17 protein-coding genes are annotated in these 18,049 nt (G+C 59.8%); 10 read left to right on the plus strand and 7 right to left on the minus strand.

Annotated elements, in window-relative coordinates:
* Positions 1 to 97: 97 nt before the first annotated feature.
* Complete coding sequence (locus K5K95_RS02265; protein WP_222588218.1) at positions 98 to 985, minus strand: MBL fold metallo-hydrolase; 888 nt, start codon at positions 983 to 985, stop codon at positions 98 to 100.
* A gap of 114 nt (positions 986 to 1,099) precedes the next feature.
* Between K5K95_RS02265 and K5K95_RS02270 the strand changes: the two genes are divergently transcribed.
* Positions 1,100 to 2,005, plus strand: coding sequence for a LysR family transcriptional regulator (locus K5K95_RS02270; RefSeq protein WP_222588219.1), 906 nt, complete (start codon positions 1,100 to 1,102; stop codon positions 2,003 to 2,005).
* 217 nt (positions 2,006 to 2,222) lie between these two features.
* Positions 2,223 to 2,399 (plus strand): hypothetical protein, encoded by a 177-nt coding sequence (locus K5K95_RS02275; protein WP_167360513.1) that lies wholly within the window; start codon positions 2,223 to 2,225, stop codon positions 2,397 to 2,399.
* A gap of 9 nt (positions 2,400 to 2,408) precedes the next feature.
* Here K5K95_RS02275 and K5K95_RS02280 read toward each other — a convergent pair whose 3' ends face one another.
* Entirely contained in the window at positions 2,409 to 3,305 is an 897-nt protein-coding gene (locus tag K5K95_RS02280) for a helix-turn-helix domain-containing protein (protein WP_090187593.1), read from the minus strand.
* Positions 3,306 to 3,493: 188 nt separating this feature from the next.
* On the opposite strand from K5K95_RS02280, the gene pobA reads away from it, so the two are divergent.
* Together pobA and K5K95_RS02290 are read left to right on the plus strand one after the other, a co-directional pair.
* Positions 3,494 to 4,678, plus strand: coding sequence for a 4-hydroxybenzoate 3-monooxygenase (gene pobA, locus K5K95_RS02285; protein ID WP_222590270.1), 1,185 nt, complete (start codon positions 3,494 to 3,496; stop codon positions 4,676 to 4,678).
* Positions 4,679 to 4,757: 79 nt separating this feature from the next.
* On the plus strand, positions 4,758 to 6,275 hold the full coding sequence (locus tag K5K95_RS02290) for an MDR family MFS transporter (RefSeq protein WP_222588220.1): 1,518 nt from the start codon (positions 4,758 to 4,760) through the stop codon (positions 6,273 to 6,275).
* Between the two features lie 123 nt (positions 6,276 to 6,398).
* Here K5K95_RS02290 and K5K95_RS02295 read toward each other — a convergent pair whose 3' ends face one another.
* The 4 genes from K5K95_RS02295 to K5K95_RS02310 all read right to left on the minus strand — a co-directional run bounded on the left by K5K95_RS02295 (position 6,399) and on the right by K5K95_RS02310 (position 10,354).
* Complete coding sequence (locus K5K95_RS02295) at positions 6,399 to 7,247, minus strand: cache domain-containing protein (protein ID WP_222588221.1); 849 nt, start codon at positions 7,245 to 7,247, stop codon at positions 6,399 to 6,401.
* 123 nt (positions 7,248 to 7,370) lie between these two features.
* Entirely contained in the window at positions 7,371 to 8,246 is an 876-nt protein-coding gene (locus tag K5K95_RS02300) for an ATPase (protein ID WP_222588222.1), read from the minus strand.
* Between the two features lie 119 nt (positions 8,247 to 8,365).
* Positions 8,366 to 9,358 (minus strand): NAD-dependent epimerase/dehydratase family protein, encoded by a 993-nt coding sequence (locus K5K95_RS02305; RefSeq protein ID WP_090187606.1) that lies wholly within the window; start codon positions 9,356 to 9,358, stop codon positions 8,366 to 8,368.
* 96 nt (positions 9,359 to 9,454) lie between these two features.
* Positions 9,455 to 10,354: a LysR family transcriptional regulator ArgP gene (locus K5K95_RS02310; protein ID WP_222588223.1), complete on the minus strand. Its 900-nt coding sequence runs from the start codon at positions 10,352 to 10,354 to the stop codon at positions 9,455 to 9,457.
* Positions 10,355 to 10,450: 96 nt separating this feature from the next.
* Between K5K95_RS02310 and K5K95_RS02315 the strand changes: the two genes are divergently transcribed.
* From K5K95_RS02315 to K5K95_RS02325, 3 genes are all read left to right on the plus strand, one after another.
* Positions 10,451 to 10,852 (plus strand): ACT domain-containing protein, encoded by a 402-nt coding sequence (locus K5K95_RS02315; RefSeq protein WP_222588224.1) that lies wholly within the window; start codon positions 10,451 to 10,453, stop codon positions 10,850 to 10,852.
* Between the two features lie 5 nt (positions 10,853 to 10,857).
* The gene (locus K5K95_RS02320; RefSeq protein ID WP_222588225.1) at positions 10,858 to 11,460 is read left to right on the plus strand and encodes a LysE/ArgO family amino acid transporter; all 603 of its coding nucleotides are present in this window, start codon (positions 10,858 to 10,860) and stop codon (positions 11,458 to 11,460) included.
* A gap of 176 nt (positions 11,461 to 11,636) precedes the next feature.
* A complete protein-coding gene (locus K5K95_RS02325; protein WP_222588226.1) occupies positions 11,637 to 12,233 on the plus strand; it encodes a superoxide dismutase in 597 nt (198 codons plus the stop codon).
* A 59-nt stretch (positions 12,234 to 12,292) separates the two neighbouring features.
* On the opposite strand, the gene K5K95_RS02330 is transcribed toward K5K95_RS02325, so the two are convergent.
* The gene (locus tag K5K95_RS02330) at positions 12,293 to 12,667 is read right to left on the minus strand and encodes a DUF6124 family protein (protein WP_222588227.1); all 375 of its coding nucleotides are present in this window, start codon (positions 12,665 to 12,667) and stop codon (positions 12,293 to 12,295) included.
* Between the two features lie 405 nt (positions 12,668 to 13,072).
* On the opposite strand from K5K95_RS02330, the gene K5K95_RS02335 reads away from it, so the two are divergent.
* From K5K95_RS02335 to K5K95_RS02345, 3 genes are all read left to right on the plus strand, one after another.
* Positions 13,073 to 13,408, plus strand: a complete 336-nt coding sequence (locus K5K95_RS02335) for a hypothetical protein (RefSeq protein ID WP_222588228.1) — start codon at positions 13,073 to 13,075, stop codon at positions 13,406 to 13,408.
* Positions 13,409 to 14,169: 761 nt separating this feature from the next.
* Entirely contained in the window at positions 14,170 to 16,221 is a 2,052-nt protein-coding gene (locus K5K95_RS02340; protein WP_222588229.1) for a putative bifunctional diguanylate cyclase/phosphodiesterase, read from the plus strand.
* A gap of 233 nt (positions 16,222 to 16,454) precedes the next feature.
* Positions 16,455 to 17,801 carry an imelysin family protein gene (locus K5K95_RS02345; RefSeq protein WP_222588230.1) on the plus strand — a complete coding sequence of 449 codons (1,347 nt, stop codon included), beginning with the start codon at positions 16,455 to 16,457 and terminating at the stop codon, positions 17,799 to 17,801.
* Positions 17,802 to 18,049: the final 248 nt, after the last annotated feature.

Consider the following 18,049-nt stretch of genomic DNA (forward strand, 5'->3'; position numbering starts at 1 on the left):
GGAATGCCTCAAGGGACGCTCCGCGTCCAGTGACGCGGAGCGTCACGGGCTGCATTCCCACGCAGAGCGTGGGAACGATCAGCGTGCGGACTATCACTCATTCACCCCACTTCATCTCGCCCTTGGCGACTTTGGCGCTCAGCTCCAGCGAGCTTTCTTCGCCCAGTGTCGGGAAGCGTTTTTTCATCGCGCTGATCAATGCAGCGGAGTCCTTGGCCTTGGCAGTTTCTTCGTCGAAGGCCTTGATGTAATCGGCGGTGAACTGCACGGCGGCCAGCGAACGCTTGCTTTCACCGAGGTAGTGGCCCGGCACGATGGTGTTCGGCTTGAGGGTTTCGATGGCCTTGAGCGTAGTCAACCAATCGGCGTGGGACTGCGCGGTCTGGGTGTCCGCCATCCACACATGAATGTTTTCAGCGACGACCACGCCACCGACCACGGCCTTGATCGACGGGATCCAGACGAAAGTGCGATCCGGCTGCTTGCCGTCCAGGCCCACCACCTGCAACTTCTGCCCTTCGAGCATCAGACTGTCGCCCTTGAGCACGCCCGGCACGATGGTCTTGGCAGGCACGTCGGCGCCCATTTTCGGGCCCCAGAACGCCAGCTTGCCGTCGACGGTTTTCTTGATGTGATCTACGGTCGGCTGCGACGCCAGCACTTTGGCGTTCGGGAACGCGGCGGTCAGGGTGTCGAGGCCGAAGTAGTAATCCGGATCACCGTGACTGATGTAGATGGTGGTCAGTTGTTTGCCGCTGGCGCGGATTTTTTCCACCACCTGTTCGGCCTGGGACTTGCCGAACTGCGCGTCGACCAAAATGGCCTCCTTCTCGCCGCTGACCAGCACCGAAGTGACCGGGAAGATCGCTTTCTCACCCGGGTTGTAGACGTCCAGGGTCAGGGTCGACGCCGCAGCGGCGTGGGCCGCGAAACCCAGGGTGGCGGTGGCCAGTAAAACGCGCTTAAGGGTGGTGAAACCGATCATCTGTTGCTCCGTAATCTGAATGCCGTGCTTGGCGATGGGACAGAGCTTAGTTGCGTAACTCAGTACAAAAAATGCGATGCTTGAACATAGTTTGTTTCTAAAATCGGGCAAATCATGGATCGTCTTCAAGCAATGCGCGTATTCGTCACGGTGGTAGACCTGGGGAGCCAGTCGGCCGCCGCCGATCATCTGGACCTGTCACGGCCGGTCGTGTCGCGTTATCTGGCGGAGTTGGAAGACTGGGTCGGCGCACGCCTGATGCACCGCACCACGCGCAAATTGAGCCTGACCGCCGCCGGCAGCGAAATCCTGCCGCGCTGTCGGCAGATGCTCGACCTGTCCACGGACATGCAAGCCGCCGTCAGCGAGCCGGATGAAGCGCCGCGCGGCCTGTTGCGGATCAGCGTCAGCACCTCGTTCGGCCAGGCACAACTGGCGGATGCAATAGCGGCATATGTCCAACGCTACCCCGGAGTCAGCATCGACCTGCAGATGCTCGACCGCACCGTGAACCTGGTGGATGAACGCATCGACCTGGCCATCCGCACCAGCAACGACCTGGACCCGAACCTGATCGCCCGGCGACTGACGGTCTGCCGCTCGGTGATCTGCGCCTCCCCCACTTACCTGAGCCAACACCCGACGCCGCAACGGGTCGAGGACTTGAGCCAGCACAACTGCCTGACGCACTCCTACTTCGGCAAAAGCCTCTGGCATTTCGAGGAGGATGGCGAACCGGTGTCGGTGCCCGTGCAGGGCAACATCAGCGCCAACGAAGCCAGCACGCTGTTGCGCCTCACCCTCGCCGGAGCCGGCGTGGCGATGCTGCCGACGTATCTGGCAGGTGTGAATATCCACAACGGCGAACTGGTGCGACTGCTGCCCGATGCCGAGCCCAGACAGATGAACATTTATGCGGTGTACGCCTCACGCAAGCACATGCCGGCGGCGCTGCGCAGCCTGCTGGATTTTCTTGTTTCGAGGTTCCCGGAAGAACCGGAGTGGGATATCGGCCTGTAACCGGATTCCCTTGTGGGAGCGGGCTTGCTCGCGAAAGCGGTGTATCAGTCGCATCAATGCTGGATGTACCGACGCATTCGCGAGCAAGCCCGCTCCCACAGGGGATATCAGTGTTCTGAATGTCGGGTTACATACACGAGCCGTTTTGCTGGCAACTCAGTGGCGCTGACCTATGCTCAAAGTAATACCGAAGGGTATTCGTTCAGAGGTCCACGCCATGAACACCAGAACAAGAAGATACCTCGCCATTTTCATCACCTGCGCGGCAACGCTGGCGCTGTATGGCACCGCCGCCTGGCGCGTGGAGCAGTTGCGGCAACTGCCCCGCGACTATGCGAGCTGTAACTTCGAGCGCTGCATCCCCCACAACGCGACCCTCAACGCCCTTCGGTGACGAAAGCGGTCAGGCCTCGTTGTCCTGATCGGCCTTCAAGCGGTCGCGGAACGCCTTGGGCGAGATCCCCACTCGACGTCGGAACAGACGCGTGAAGTTGGTGGGATCGGAAAACCCCAACACGTCGGACATTTCGTAAATGGTCATGCTGGTGTAGGTCAGCAAACGCTTGGCCTCCAGCAACTGACGCTCGTGCATGATCTGCAACGCCGGTTGCCCCGCCAGCTCTCGGCAGGTGCCGTTGAGGTGGGACACGGAAATCCCCAGCCTATGCGCGAGGTCTTCGACCTTGACGTGCTGACGGTAGGTTTCTTCCACCAGTTGAATAAAGCCGTTGAGGTATTCCCGGGCCCGTTGCGGTCGCTGGCTGGCGTTGCGACGGGAAATCACCTGGCGGCTGACCCAGACCATGATCACGCTGACCAGCGAATGCATCAGCATCTCGCGTGCCGGTTGGTGGCCGGTGTACTCCTCTTGCAGCGCCGAAAACAGGCTGTTGAGGTAGTCGCTGTCCTTGCCCGCCGGATAACTTTCGGCCTGGGTCAGTGTGCTCACCGAGCTGCCCAACTGTGCCTGAAGATGGGCCACCAACGGCGCGGCCAGCGTTACGACAAATCCTTCGACATCCTCGGAAAAACGATAACCGTGCACCGATAACGGCGGCAAAACCAGAACGGTCGGCTCAGTCAACTGAGTGCGTTTGCCTTCGATTTCAAGCTCTGCCTGACCTTTGAAAACGAAGAGAAACTGACACAAATCGGCGTGACGATGGGGTTTGATTTCCCATTGATGTTCGCGGCTGCGTTTGGAAATGGTTTCACAGTGCAGCAAGTCGGGGGTCGGCCAGTCCAGGCTTTCACCGTAGAGCTTGAACACTGGAATCGAAGGCAGGTCAGGCTTGTTCATCACTTCAATCCAGGCCTCAGAGGTTTACGGGCGATAATCGCACCGATTGGCAGAATGTACAGGTATCGGCTCAGTTTTCACCTTCAATTGACAGACCCGCAAGGGAAAAATGCAAGCACTCGATCCATAAAAATCATTCACCGGCCTGGGCCGTGTGAAGCTTGCGAGTCATAAAAACAATGAAAACGCTGAAAACCCAAATCGCCATCATCGGCGCCGGCCCCGCCGGTTTATTGCTCGGCCAATTGCTGCACAACGCCGGCATCGACACCCTTATTCTCGAACGCCAGACCCCGGATTACGTGCTCGGACGCATCCGCGCCGGAGTCCTTGAACAAGGCATGGTAGAGCTGTTGCGTGAGGCCGGCGTGGGACAGCGCATGGATGCCGAAGGATTGGTCCACGGTGGGTTCGAACTGGCCCTCGACGGCCGTCGGGTGCACATCGATCTGCACGCACTGACCGCCGGCAAAACCGTGATGATTTATGGTCAGACCGAGGTCACCCGCGACCTCATGGCCGCTCGTCGGGAGGCCGGCGCGCAGACGATTTATCAAGCCGCCAACGTCGTACCGCACGGGATGAAAACCGCCGAACCGTTTGTGACATTTGAAAAGGATGGCGAAACCTATCGCCTCGATTGCGACTACATCGCCGGTTGCGACGGTTTCCATGGCGTGGCGCGACAGTCGATTCCTGTTGATTGCCTGAACGTCTTCGAGCGGGTTTATCCGTTTGGCTGGCTCGGCATCCTGGCCGATACGCCGCCGGTCCATGAAGAGCTGGTCTACGCCCGCCACGAGCGCGGGTTTGCCTTGTGCAGCATGCGCTCGGCCACCCGCACGCGTTATTACCTTCAAGTGCCGGCTGAGGCGAAGGTCGAGGATTGGTCGGATCAGCGTTTCTGGGATGAGCTTAAAACGCGCCTGCCTTCTGCTTTGGCCAACAACTTGGTGACCGGGCCGTCCATCGAAAAAAGCATCGCGCCGCTGCGCAGTTTTGTGGTTGAACCGATGCAGTACGGGCGGATGTTCCTGGTCGGCGACGCCGCGCACATCGTCCCGCCCACCGGCGCCAAAGGCCTGAACCTGGCGGCCAGCGACGTCAGCACCTTGTTCAGGATCTTGCTCAAGGTCTATCGCGAAGGACGCCTGGATTTGCTGGAGAAGTACTCGGAAATCTGTCTGCGCCGGGTGTGGAAAGCCGAACGCTTCTCGTGGTGGATGACCTCGATGCTGCACCGCTTTGACGATCACGACGCGTTCAGCCAGCGCATCAGCGAGTCGGAGCTGAATTACTTCGTCGACTCCGAGGCCGGTCGCAAAACCATTGCAGAAAATTACGTAGGCCTTCCTTATGAGGCTATCGAATAGCCTGCTACCGACTTACACTGGCGAGCATCCCCGCTCGCCTTGCCCTTGCGGGTCAATCACTGCCCGCAGGTCTTTACCCGTGACCAATCTAAACCAGCCTGAATCGCCTAAACCGGCCATCCGCAGCGTGTTGATCGCTCTGATGCTGGCGATTTTCCTCGGCGCGCTGGACCAAACCATCGTCGCCGTTTCGATGCCGGCCATTTCTGCGCAATTCAAGGACGTCAGCCTGCTGGCCTGGGTGATCTCCGGCTACATGGTGGCGATGACCGTGGCGGTGCCGATCTACGGCAAGCTCGGCGATTTGTATGGCCGGCGCAAGTTGATGCTGTTCGGTATGGGCCTGTTCACGATCGCTTCGCTGTTTTGCGGTATGGCCCAGAGCATGGAACAACTGGTGTTGGCGCGGATTCTCCAGGGCATCGGCGCGGGCGGAATGATTTCGGTCAGCCAGGCGATCATCGGCGACATCATCCCGCCTCGCGAACGCGGTCGTTATCAGGGGTATTTCAGCAGCATGTACGCGGTGGCCAGCGTCGCCGGTCCGGTGCTGGGCGGTTACATGACCGAGTATTTGTCGTGGCGCTGGGTGTTTCTGATCAACCTGCCACTGGGCCTCGGTGCCTGGCTGGTGGCCAATCGCACGCTGGTCGGGCTGCCGGTGCCGCAACGCAAACCGATCATCGATTACCTCGGCACCTTGCTGATGATCATCGGCTTGACCGCTTTGTTGCTGGGTATAACTCAGGTCGGGCAAGGCCATTCCTGGCGCAGTGCCGAAGTGTTGAGCCTGCTCGTGTGCGCGGTGTTGGTGCTCGCGCTGTTTGTCTGGCATGAACGCCGGGCGCGTGAGCCGTTGTTGCCGATGCATCTGTTCGCCAACCGCAACGCGCTCCTGTGCTGGTGCACGATTTTCTTCACCAGTTTCCAGGCCATCTCGCTGATTGTGCTGATGCCACTGCGCTTTCAGAGCGTCACCGGCGCGGGGGCCGACAGCGCCGCGCTGCACCTGTTGCCGCTGGCCATGGGCTTGCCGATTGGCGCGTATTTCGCCGGGCGCCGCACGTCGGTGACGGGGCGCTACAAACCGATGATCCTGACCGGAGCGGTGCTGATGCCGATCTCGATTCTCGGCATGGCCTTCAGCCCGCCGCAGGCTTTTCTGTTGAGCAGTCTGTTTATGTTGCTCAGCGGTATCGCCAGTGGCATGCAATTCCCGACGTCACTGGTCGGCACACAGAACTCGGTTGAGCAGCGCGATATCGGCGTCGCGACCAGCACCACCAACCTGTTTCGTTCCCTGGGTGGCGCGGTGGGTGTGGCATTGATGTCGGCGTTGCTGCTGGCGTTGTTGCAGGACTCAAGCTTTGCCCACCTGGCCGGCTCGTCGATGATTGGCGAGGGCCACTCGGGGAATGTGTTGCTCGATGGTTTGAATGCCGCACCCGGCGATGCGCAGAATGCCCTGCGCGCGGAACTGCTGCTGACCTTCCGGCATTTGCTGATGGTCAGCGCGGCGGTGTCGTTGCTGGGGCTGGCGGCGGCGATTGTGATGCCGAATATGGTGTTGCGGGGGCGCGAGGATAAGGTCCGATAGTGGGACCGAGTCGCCTGCCTTCGCGAGCAAGCCCGCTCCCACATTAGACCGAATTGATTCTGAGATCGCGGTCAACTGTGGGAGCGGGCTTGCTCGCGAATGCGGTCTGTCAGGCACCGCCATTCAAGGGCTGTAATACCCGACCGCCACCAGGAAATGACCGACCTTTTTCAGGTACGCATGCTTGTCTTCAACCTTGCCGGTCACCGGGTTTTTCCAGCGGTATTCGTATTCGCCGTAATCCTGCTTGGCAATCAACCCCAGGATCGGCTCGCCCACCGGTTTGCCTTCCGGGTCCTTGATCTTGCCGAAGTCGGTATTGATCAACCGCAGGTTGGTGCCGTGCGCGACGTAGCGTTGGGTGTTGAGGTCGATCACAAACACATACAGGTCATCCTGCAAGTAACCGCCCTTGAGCGAGTTGATCGCGTTCAGCGTGCCCTTTTCGTCCTTGACCAGATCGGTCGCCGCTTTATTCAGCAAGGCCATCGCCTGCTCCGCTGAGGCTCGTGGCAGGTAATAACCCACCGCCAGAATCCGCTGGCCGACGCGCTGGTAGAACACATGCTTGCGTTCGACCTTGCCGTCGGACCAGTTCTGCCAGCGATATTCCGCCTGTTGGATGCCATTGCCTTCCGGCACGCTCAAGGCGTCCTTGAACGCTTTCTGCAACTCCGGCCCGAGGGTTTCGGACACGTCACGCCCGATCAACGCCGACGATGGCCCACCGCTGGCGAGCATCACGCCTTTGGTGTCGACCACGAAGACATAGCGATCCTTGTCGACAAATTCGCCCTGACGACTGAAGGCGGCGAACGCCTTGTCGCCATTGTCGTGGTAGTAAGCCAGGGCTTTTTCCAGCAAGGCCTTGGCGGCCTGACTGTCGTCCTTTTGCGCCGTGGCGGCATGAACCTGCCCCAGGCACAGCAATAGCATCGCGCCCAGCCCCGCCAACTTGTGCAGAACCCCCATTGTCCATCCCCCGTTCTTGTCAGTGTTTCAAGAGCGTAGACGGCAATGGGACATGTATGAATATTCAGCGAATCGCAGTGTGTAAGGAAATCATTCCCGGACTGCCCGGGAATGATTCAGGCCTCACTGCCGGGCGCGCAGCTGCTGTTGCAGATTCTGGATCTGCGCCTGGAGGGTGTTGATGTTGCGGGTGGTCTGGCCGCGGAAGGCGTCGAACTCGGCGATATTGGTGGCGCCTTGCGCAACGGCCGGGCGGTTGTCCTGCTCGCTTTTGAGCACGATCATTTCTTGTTCCAGACGCTCGATGGCGGCGCTCGGGTTGCCTTGTTTCTTCAGCGCGACGATGTCGGCGCCGAGGCTTTTGAGCTGTGCGTCGAATTTGCTGGTGTCGTCCGAGGCACTTTTCAGCGCAGCCAATTCGCCGCTCAAGGCTTTGACCTGCGCCTGCAATTGCGTGTTGGCGGTCTGGTGCTCGGTGTTCTGGGCAGTCATTTGCGCCAGGCGCCTGTCCAGATCGGCGGTTTGCGCGGTCATCTGTGCCAGGCGTTTGTCCAGTTCCGAGGTCTGGCCGACCACGCCTTGCTGCTGTTGGCTCTGGTCCTGGAGTTTGCTTTCCAGTTGCTTGATTTGCAGCTTCAAGGCTTCGCTGTCGCTATTGACGTTGGTCTGGCTGGCGACCACTTTGCCGGAAATATCCTGCAAGCGCCCCGCCGCTTCCTCACTGATGCGCGCGAAACTTTCCTGGGTCGCCACCAGTTGCTGTTCCATCAGCGAAATCTGCTGGAAGCTCCACCAGGCAAGGCCTGCGAAAGCAAAGAACAGTGCGCCGACCAACGCCCACAACGGACCGGTGCTGGCGCTTTTGACTTTGACGACAGGCACCGGCCGCGAGTGCACGGAAGTGCGCGCAGTGGTGGGGAAATCATCGTCGTCGAGGACGTCGGCACGCAGGCTTGGGACATCGTCGAAGTCGTCGTTGGCATCGTTACGCATGGACATTGAGTCAACCTTTGTGGAACGCGGTGATGGCTTTATGCGGCGAGTATAAACCCCACTGCCGACGGATTGACCCTCAACCGCAAACTCGGTTCAGTGCTGGCAGACGGGCAACCGGACAGTCAGCGAAGGTCCTGAGCCTTCCACCAGCCGCAGAATTCGTCGAGGGCCGTCCAGAGACTGACCTTCGGATCGTAGTCCAGATAATGCCGGGCGCGACTGATGTCCAGGGTGAAATTTTTGTTCATGACTTGCATGCCCAGTCGCGACAGCGTCGGTTCGGGACGGCCCGGCCACAGCTTGCACACCCCTTCGTTGAGCGCGGCAACGCTGTAGGCCAAGCCATAGGAACGGTAGCGCGTCACCTGTGGGACATCCATCTTGCGCATGACGTAATTGACCACATCCCACAACGGCACCGGGGCGCCGTTGCTGATGTTGTAGACCTTGCCCAAAGCCGAACCGCTGGCCAGCAAACTGCTGAGCAATGCTTCGTTAAGGTTGTGCACGCTGGTGAAATCGACTTTGTTCAGGCCGTTGCCGATGATCGCCAGCCGGCCCTTGCGCTGCATCTTCAGCAGGCGCGGGAAGATGCTCATGTCACCGGCCCCGGTCACGAAACGCGGGCGCAGGGCGATGGTTTCGAGACCGAACTCCTGGGCGCCAAAGACCTTCTGCTCGGCCAGAAACTTGGTGGCCGCGTAAGGGTGCTTGAAGCGTTTAGGCACCTGTTCTTCGGTCAGCCCCAGATGATCGCGGCCATCGAAGTAGATCGACGGCGACGACAAATGCACCAGGCGCCGAACGCGCTGCTTGAGGCAGGCCTCGACCACGTTTTCGGTGACCTGCACGTTGCCTTGATGAAAGTCCTGATAACGCCCCCACAACCCGACCGCGCCAGCGCAATGGACTACAGCCTCGACATCTGAACACAGCTCGCGCGCCAGTTCCGGGTCGCTCAAGTCGCCCTGGATAAACTCGGCGCCACGGCGCACCAGGTGTTCAACGCTTTCGGCCCGGCGACCGTTGACCCGCACGTCCAGGCCTTGCTCCAGGGCGAAACGCGCAAAGCGTCCGCCGATGAAGCCGCTTGCGCCGGTGACCAGAATTTTCATGTAGAGCTCCAACAAATGCAGCGGTGAGCTTCAAGCTACACGCTGCAAGTTAAAAACGGTCCGCAAGCGCTTCACTTGCGGCTTGCTGCTTGACGCTTATGGCTGCTTCCAGGGCACCAGCCATTGCTTCGACGAACGTACCAATTGATCGGTCAACAACCCCAGAAGCTGACCGCCATTGCGCCAATGATGCCAGTACAGCGGCACATCGATGGGCTTATCTGGCAAAAGCTCGACCAGAACGCCGCGCTCCAGTTGCTCGCGCACCTGTAATTCCGGCACCAGGCCCCAGCCGAGACCGGCCTCGGTCAAGCGGATGAAGCCTTCGGATGACGGGCATAAATGGTGTTCGAAACCTCCCTCGACCCCCAACGAAGCAAGGTAGCGATGCTGCAGGAAATCGTCGGGGCCGAAGACCAGCGCAGGGGTTTTCGCCAGCAGGTCAGCACGAACCCCTTCAGGAAAATGCCGCGTAATGAACGCCGGGCTGGCCAATGCCCGATAACGCATGGCGCCCAATAACACGCTGCGCGCACCGGCCACCGGCCGTTCGCTGGCGCAAATGCACGCGGCCACCTCGCCCGCGCGCATGCGTTTGAGGCCGACGGTCTGGTCTTCAACGACCAGATCCAGCAGCAAGTGCTGCTCGGCGCAGAAGTCACTGACGGCAGCGGCCCACCATGTGGCGAGGCTGTCAGCGTTCAAGGCGATTCGCAGCCGTTCCGGCAGACCTTCTTCGTCCAGCGCCGGGACCAGCGTCTGTAGATCCCGCTCAAGCAAACGCACCTGCTGGACGTGGTTAAGCAGGCGGCGACCAATCTCGGTCGGCGCCGGCGGAGTGATCCGCACCAACACCGGCTGGCCGACTCGCGCCTCCAGCAGTTTGATCCGCTGGGAAATCGCCGACTGCGACAACCCCAACACCTGCGCGGCGCGTTCAAATCCAGCCTGCTCGACCACGGCGGCCAAGGCGGAAAGCAATTTATAGTCGAACATCAGTTTTCCTAATGAGCGATCAGCATGATTGGTTTTTCTTATACAGGTTAGCAGCGGAGAATGCCCGGCAAGCACTCTTTCACAAGGAACATCGACATGGCTGGCGAAACATCATTGGCCACCTTGCTGCGCAGCATGAGCCCGCAACTCAACGACGGCGAATACGTGTTCTGCACCCTGCGCGACAGCACGTTACCGGCAGGACTTGAGATCATCGGCAGCTTCCGTGAGCAGGAAGGCCTGACGGTGATTCTGCAACGTTCCCACGCTGAACAGGCCGGTTTCAGCTTCGACTACGTCGCGGCCTGGATCACCTTGAACGTGCACTCGGCCCTCGAAGCCGTCGGCCTGACGGCCGCATTCGCCACGGCCCTGGGCCAGGCCGGCATCAGTTGCAACGTGATCGCCGGTTACTACCACGACCATTTATTCGTCGGTCAGGCCGACGCCCAACGCGCACTGCAAGTGCTGCGCGACCTGGCAGCCAACGCGGAGTAAAACCTATGTGGCAAAGTTACGTGAACGGCCTGCTGGTGGCCGCCGGATTGATCATGGCGATTGGCACCCAGAATGCGTTTGTCCTGGCGCAAAGCCTTCGCCGCGAACATCACCTGCCGGTGGCGGCGCTGTGTGTGGCGTGCGATGCATTATTGGTCGCCGCGGGCGTATTCGGCCTGGCAACCGTCCTCGCGCAAAACCCGACCCTGTTGGCAGTCGCCCGTTGGGGTGGCGCGGTGTTTCTGATCTGGTATGGCAGTCAGGCGCTGCGTCGGGCCTGTTCGAAACAAAGCTTGCAACAAGGTGAAAACCAAACGGTTCGCTCACTGCGTGCAGTAATGCTCAGCGCCCTGGCGGTGACCTTGCTCAACCCGCACGTTTATCTGGATACGGTGTTGTTGATCGGCTCCCTCGGCGCCCAACAAACCGAGCCCGGCGCCTATGTCGTCGGCGCGGCCAGTGCGTCGTTGCTGTGGTTCTTCACCCTGGCCCTCGGCGCCGCCTGGTTGGCGCCGTGGCTGGCACGGCCCAGCACCTGGCGGATTCTCGATCTGCTGGTGGCGGTGATGATGTTTGCGGTGGCCTTTCAATTAATCGTCGCCCCCTGATTATTCCAAAAGGCTCTGGAACCTCTATCCCACACAGTTGTTGCGTGGTTATGCCGCACCCCCGGTGCTATGATCCGATCCGATGCGCCGCAAAGAGTACAAACTCCCCGGCGCTTGTCTGGCCGCCCGTGATCGGCCTTGCGCTCACCGCAACTGACCTGATTAGGAGAATCATCATGGCTTTCGAATTGCCGCCGCTGCCTTACGCACACGATGCCCTGCAGCCGCACATTTCCAAGGAAACTCTGGAATACCACCACGACAAGCACCACAACACCTACGTCGTGAACCTGAACAACCTGGTGCCAGGCACCGAGTTCGAAGGCAAGACCCTGGAACAAATCGTCAAGACTTCCTCGGGTGGCATCTTCAACAACGCCGCTCAGGTCTGGAACCACACGTTCTACTGGAACTGCCTGGCGCCAAACGCTGGCGGTCAACCAACCGGCGCGCTGGCTGAAGCCATCAACGCTTCCTTCGGTTCGTTCGACAAGTTCAAAGAAGAATTCAGCAAAACCTCGATCGGCACCTTCGGTTCCGGCTGGGGCTGGCTGGTGAAAAAGGCTGACGGTTCCCTGGCCCTGGCCAGCACCATCGGCGCCGGCAACCCGCTGACCAACGGCGACACCCCGCTGCTGACCTGCGACGTCTGGGAACACGCTTACTACATCGACTACCGTAACCTTCGTCCGAAATACGTCGAAGCGTTCTGGAACCTGGTCAACTGGAAATTCGTGGCTGAGCAGTTCGAAGGCAAAACCTTCACCGCTTAAGATCGACACCAGTCAAAAAAACCCGGCTTTATGCCGGGTTTTTTATGGCCTGGAAAAAGTCAGGCCCCTTGCGGATCGACATTATCCAACGCCCGGTTCACCGCCAACTCCGCAAGCATGACGATCTGCTGAATCGCCAGCACAGTGTTGCGCTGCGGGCCGATCAGGTTTGTGGCGAAATCGCTGGCCATGACACTGGCGGACGCCAAGGACTCACAGGCCTGGGCCAGCAGACTTTCGGTATCCGTGTCGGGAGCGATCATGAACATCGTGCTCGGGCGTCGAGTTTTGACGCTGTAGGGTTCGGGGGGATCGAGGTAGTAATCGAGGGCGCGGTTTATGGCTTCGCGGTCTTTGATGAGCGCTTCGGCTTCGGTGGCTTCGGCGTTGGGGGTAGCGGTGTTAACGGGTGGATCGGGGACAATTTTGCTCATTTGATTTCCCTGTTCATTTTTTGGAGCCGCCACTTTTCGTTTCTCACACGGAAAGTGGTGGCAGCTATGTGCAGGGTGAGAAAACCGGGAACAGAGAACCGGCCGGACCGAAGTCCGCCCGCACACAGCCGCCATAGAGCATCGCAGGCAGCGAATAGCTGGCGGCAATTATGGTGATGCTGGCGCTAGATTCAACATATCTGTTCCGGGTTCTCACACCCGGTCGCTGAGGTTTCAGCGACAGCCAGAGGTTAGAGACACTGCTTCCTACCCGGCAACCTGAAAAATGCGTGGGAAAGTGCTGCGTTTCTTACACATCGTTAAACACAAAAATGGAACGCGGAGCGTCCCTGGCTGCATTCCCACGCGGAGCGTAGGGAACGATCAAGGGGCAACAGGAAGAGAATGGTCGGCTATCAGGCCGCCATCGCGAGCAAGCTCGCTCCCACAGGGTTCGATGTGCGCCTGCAAGAGACTGGTTGGCTGACAGGCCAGCTTCCACAGGGTTCGGTGTACACCTGCAAGAGACTGGTCGGCTGGCAGGTCGCCATCGCTGGCAGGCCAGCTTTCCACAGGGGGCCGGTGTTCACCTGCAAGAGAATGGTCGGCTATCAGGCCGCCATCGCGGGCAAGCCCGCTCCCACAGGGTTCGGTGTGCACCTGCAAGAGATTGGTCGGCTGGCATGCCGCCATCGCCGGCAGGCCAGCTCCCACAGGGGTTCGGTGTTCACCTGCAAGTGATCGGTCGGCTGCCAGGCCGCCATCGCGGGCAAGTCGGATCGCCGCACCGCCGCGCCCACAATAAATCGAGGCACCCCGCCCGCTCCTAACCACTCAACAGGCCGAGCGGTAGCTCGCCTGCAGCTCTTGATCTGGCTTTTGATCTACCCGCCCCTTCGGGAGGCTGAGTGGAGGCGTTCATCTGGGGGGCAGGCGCGCAGCGCCGTTCGACGAAGTCGAACACATCGAGAGGAGGTCGAAGCGAAGCCGACCGGAGGCGATGCCCCCAGATGAATGCCGGAACGAAGGAACGCCGAGCCCCAGCGAGGGGCCGGACGCCGGGGCGAGCCTTTTTTTTGCTTACTTTTTTTGAGGCGTCTGTCAAAAAAAGTGAGTCGCCGTCAGGGCGAAACCCTAAGTCGCCGTTACCGCAGCAACGGATATACACCCGGTCAACCCAAAACATGGTCGGCCCAAAGGCCGCCACGAAAAACAGCCAAAGCCCAGTGACAATTTCCGACAATGAAACCAGCGTTCAGCCCCTTGCCCCAACGCCATACCCGTCTACCATCAACCAAGAAGAAAAAAGACCTCAATCCCGCTCAAGTTGAAGGCCCCAACAACCGACACAGTACCAATAGGGCAAAAACTCAAAACAACAGCAAATCGTCCAAGCCCACAGACAACCCCCCTTGTGATTGAATGTCCCTTTGACTGCCATCACAGGATTGCCAATACTCATGGCAACTTGATGCTACCCGCACGGAACAAGGAATAACCCTTTGAAGCTGGAACTCAAGAACAGCTTGTCGGTGAAGTTGCTCCGGGTCGTGCTCCTGTCGGCATTGATCGTCGGCGTAGTCTTGAGCTGCGCCCAGATCGTTTTCGATGCCTATAAAACACGCCAGGCCGTGGCCAACGATGCCCAACGCATCCTCGACATGTTCCGCGACCCCTCCACCCAGGCCGTCTACAGCCTGGACCGGGAAATGGGCATGCAGGTCATCGAAGGCCTGTTCCAGGACGACGCCGTGCGCCAGGCCTCCATCGGCCATCCCAACGAAGCCATGCTCGCGCAAAAATCTCGCGAACTGCAGCATTCGCACAGTCGCTGGCTGACCGACCTGATCCTCGGCAACGAGCGTACTTTCACCACCCAACTCGTCGGCCGCGGCCCCTACAGCGAATATTACGGCGACCTGAGCATCACCCTCGACACCGCCACCTACGGCCAGGGGTTTATCGTCAGCTCGGTGATCATCTTCATTTCCGGCGTACTGCGCGCCCTGGCCATGGGCCTGGTGCTGTACCTGGTCTACCACTGGCTGCTGACCAAACCGCTGTCGCGCATCATCGAACACCTGACCGAAATCAACCCGGACCGCCCCAGCGAACACAAGATTCCGCAGCTCAAAGGCCACGAAAAGAACGAACTGGGGATCTGGATCAGCACCGCCAACCAGTTGCTCGAATCCATCGAACGCAACACCCACCTGCGTCACGAGGCGGAAAACAGCCTGTTGCGCATGGCCCAGTACGACTTCCTCACCGGTTTACCGAACCGCCAGCAATTGCAGCAGCAACTGGACAAGATCCTGGTCGACGCCGGCAAATTGCAACGTCGGGTCGCGGTGCTGGTGGTAGGCCTGGACGATTTCAAAGGCATCAACGAACAGTTCAGTTATCAGACCGGCGACCAATTGCTGCTGGCCCTGGCCGATCGACTGCGGGCTCACAGCGGTCGTCTTGGCGCCCTCGCCCGCCTGGGTGGCGACCAGTTCGCCCTGGTCCAGGCCGATATCGAGCAACCTTACGAAGCCGCCGAACTGGCGCAAAGCATTCTTGATGACCTGGAAGCGGCGTTCGCCCTCGATCATCAGGAAATCCGCCTGCGCGCCACCATCGGCATCACCTTGTTCCCCGAGGACGGTGACAGCACCGAGAAGCTGCTGCAAAAGGCCGAGCAGACCATGACCCTGGCCAAAACCCGCTCGCGCAACCGTTATCAGTTCTACATCGCCAGCGTCGACACCGAAATGCGCCGACGTCGCGAGCTGGAAAAAGACCTGCGCGACGCCCTCGCCCGCGAGCAGTTCTACCTCGTCTACCAACCGCAGATCAGCTACCGCGATCATCGAGTAGTGGGCGTCGAAGCGTTGATACGCTGGCAGCATCCCGAGCATGGCCTGGTACCACCGGACCTGTTCATCCCGCTGGCCGAGCAGAACGGCACCATCATTGCCATTGGCGAATGGGTGCTGGATCAAGCGTGCAAACAACTGCGCGATTGGCACGACCAGGGCTTCCCCGATTTGCGCATGGCAGTGAACCTGTCCACCGTGCAGTTGCACCACGCCGAGCTGCCACGGGTGGTGAACAACCTGTTGCAAATGTACCGTCTGCCGCCGCGCAGCCTGGAACTGGAAGTGACCGAAACCGGCCTGATGGAAGACATCAGCACCGCCGCCCAACATTTACTGAGCCTGCGTCGCTCCGGCGCACTGATCGCCATCGACGACTTCGGCACCGGTTATTCATCACTGAGCTATCTGAAAAGCCTGCCGCTGGACAAGATCAAGATCGACAAGAGCTTCGTGCAGGACCTGCTCGATGACGACGATGATGCAACCATCGTTCGGGCGATCATCCAGCTGGGCAAGAGCCTGGGCATGCAGGTGATTGCCGAAGGCGTGGAAACCGCCGAGCAAGAGGCCTACATCATTTCCGAAGGCTGCCATGAAGGTCAGGGCTATCACTACAGCAAGCCACTGCCGGCACGGGAATTGAGCGCCTACCTCAGGCAGGCGCAACGCAGCAATGCGGCCATTTTGTAGAAGATCAAGGATCGCAGCCTCGTTTCACTCGACAGCTCCTACAGGAATCATGACCCCCCTGTAGGAGCTGTCGAGTGAAACGAGGCTGCGATCTTTTGATCCATGAACGACACCTGTCTGAATAAGAAATATTTCCAACCGCGCCCTTTACACATAATGCGAAAGATTTGCATTATGTCGCAGCTTTGCGCGCTTGCTGCGCCATTCCACCCTCTCGAAGCAGGATGTTCGCCATGATTCGTATGCCTCTGGCCACCGCCAGTCTGTTGGCCATCGCTATTTCCCTCGCCGGTTGTGGCGAAGGCAAAGACAAGACCGCCGCGGCGCCTGCGCCAACGCCGGCTGCCAGCACTGCGGCACCCGCTGCCGCCCCGGCAGCCGCCAGCAAAGTCGACGAAGCCGCCGCCAAAGCCGTTATCGCGCATTACGCCGACATGGTCTTCGCCGTTTACAGCGATGCCGAATCCGCCGCGAAAACCCTGCAAACCGCCGTAGACGCCTTCCTCGCCAAGCCGAATGCCGAAACCCTCAAAGCCGCCAGGGCTGCCTGGGTCGCTGCCCGCGTTCCGTACCTGCAGAGCGAAGTATTCCGCTTCGGCAACACCATCATCGACGACTGGGAAGGTCAGGTGAACAGCTGGCCACTGGACGAAGGCCTGATCGACTATGTCGACAAGTCCTACGAACACGCACTGGGTAACCCGGGCGCCACGGCCAATATCATCGCCAACACTGAAGTGCAGGTCGGCGAAGACAAGGTCGATGTCAAAGACATCACCCCGGAAAAACTCGCCAGCCTCAACGAGCTGGGCGGTTCGGAAGCCAACGTTGCCACCGGTTACCACGCCATCGAATTCCTGCTGTGGGGCCAGGACCTGAACGGCACCGGCCCTGGCGCCGGCAACCGCCCGGCCTCCGACTACCTGGAAGGCAATGGTGCCACCGGCGGTCACAACGATCGTCGCCGCGCCTACCTGAAGGCCGTGACCCAATTGCTGGTCAGCGACCTGGAAGAAATGGTCGGCAACTGGAAGCCGAACGTGGCCGACAACTACCGCGCCACCCTGGAAGCGGAACCGGTTGATACGGGCCTGCGCAAAATGCTGTTCGGCATGGGCAGCCTGTCCCTGGGCGAACTGGCCGGCGAGCGCATGAAGGTTTCCCTGGAAGCCAACTCCCCGGAAGACGAACAGGATTGCTTCAGCGACAACACCCACAACTCGCACTTCTACGATGCCAAGGGCATTCGTAACGTGTACCTGGGCGAATACACCCGCGTCGACGGCACCAAAATGACCGGCGCAAGCCTGTCGTCCCTGGTGGCCAAGGCCGATCCGGCCGCCGACGCCACGCTGAAAGCCGACCTGGCCGCAACCGAAGCCAAGATCCAGGTCATGGTCGATCACGCCAACAAGGGTGAGCACTACGACCAACTGATCGCTGCCGGCAACACCGCCGGTAACCAGATCGTGCGCGACGCGATTGCTTCGCTGGTCAAGCAGACCGGTTCGATCGAAGCCGCCGCCGGCAAGCTGGGCATCAGCGACCTGAACCCGGACAACGCTGATCACGAGTTCTGATCAACGCTGGCTGAACAAAAAAGGCGACCTTAGGGTCGCCTTTTTAATGCCTGCCAACCACCGATCCATTGTGGGAGTGAGCCTGCTCGCGATAGCGATGTGTCAGTTGAAATCGCTGGCGCCTGACACACCGCTATCGCGAGCAGGCTCACTCCCACAGGGGGATCGTGTTAACCCAACAATTTTTGCCCCACATCAAGTAAACGATAATTCCTCTTATTCAAACTCCCGTGCCCTGTTAGACTTTG

The sequence above is a fragment of the Pseudomonas sp. DR48 genome (genome assembly GCF_019823085.1).
In the GTDB taxonomy this organism is placed as follows: domain Bacteria; phylum Pseudomonadota; class Gammaproteobacteria; order Pseudomonadales; family Pseudomonadaceae; genus Aquipseudomonas.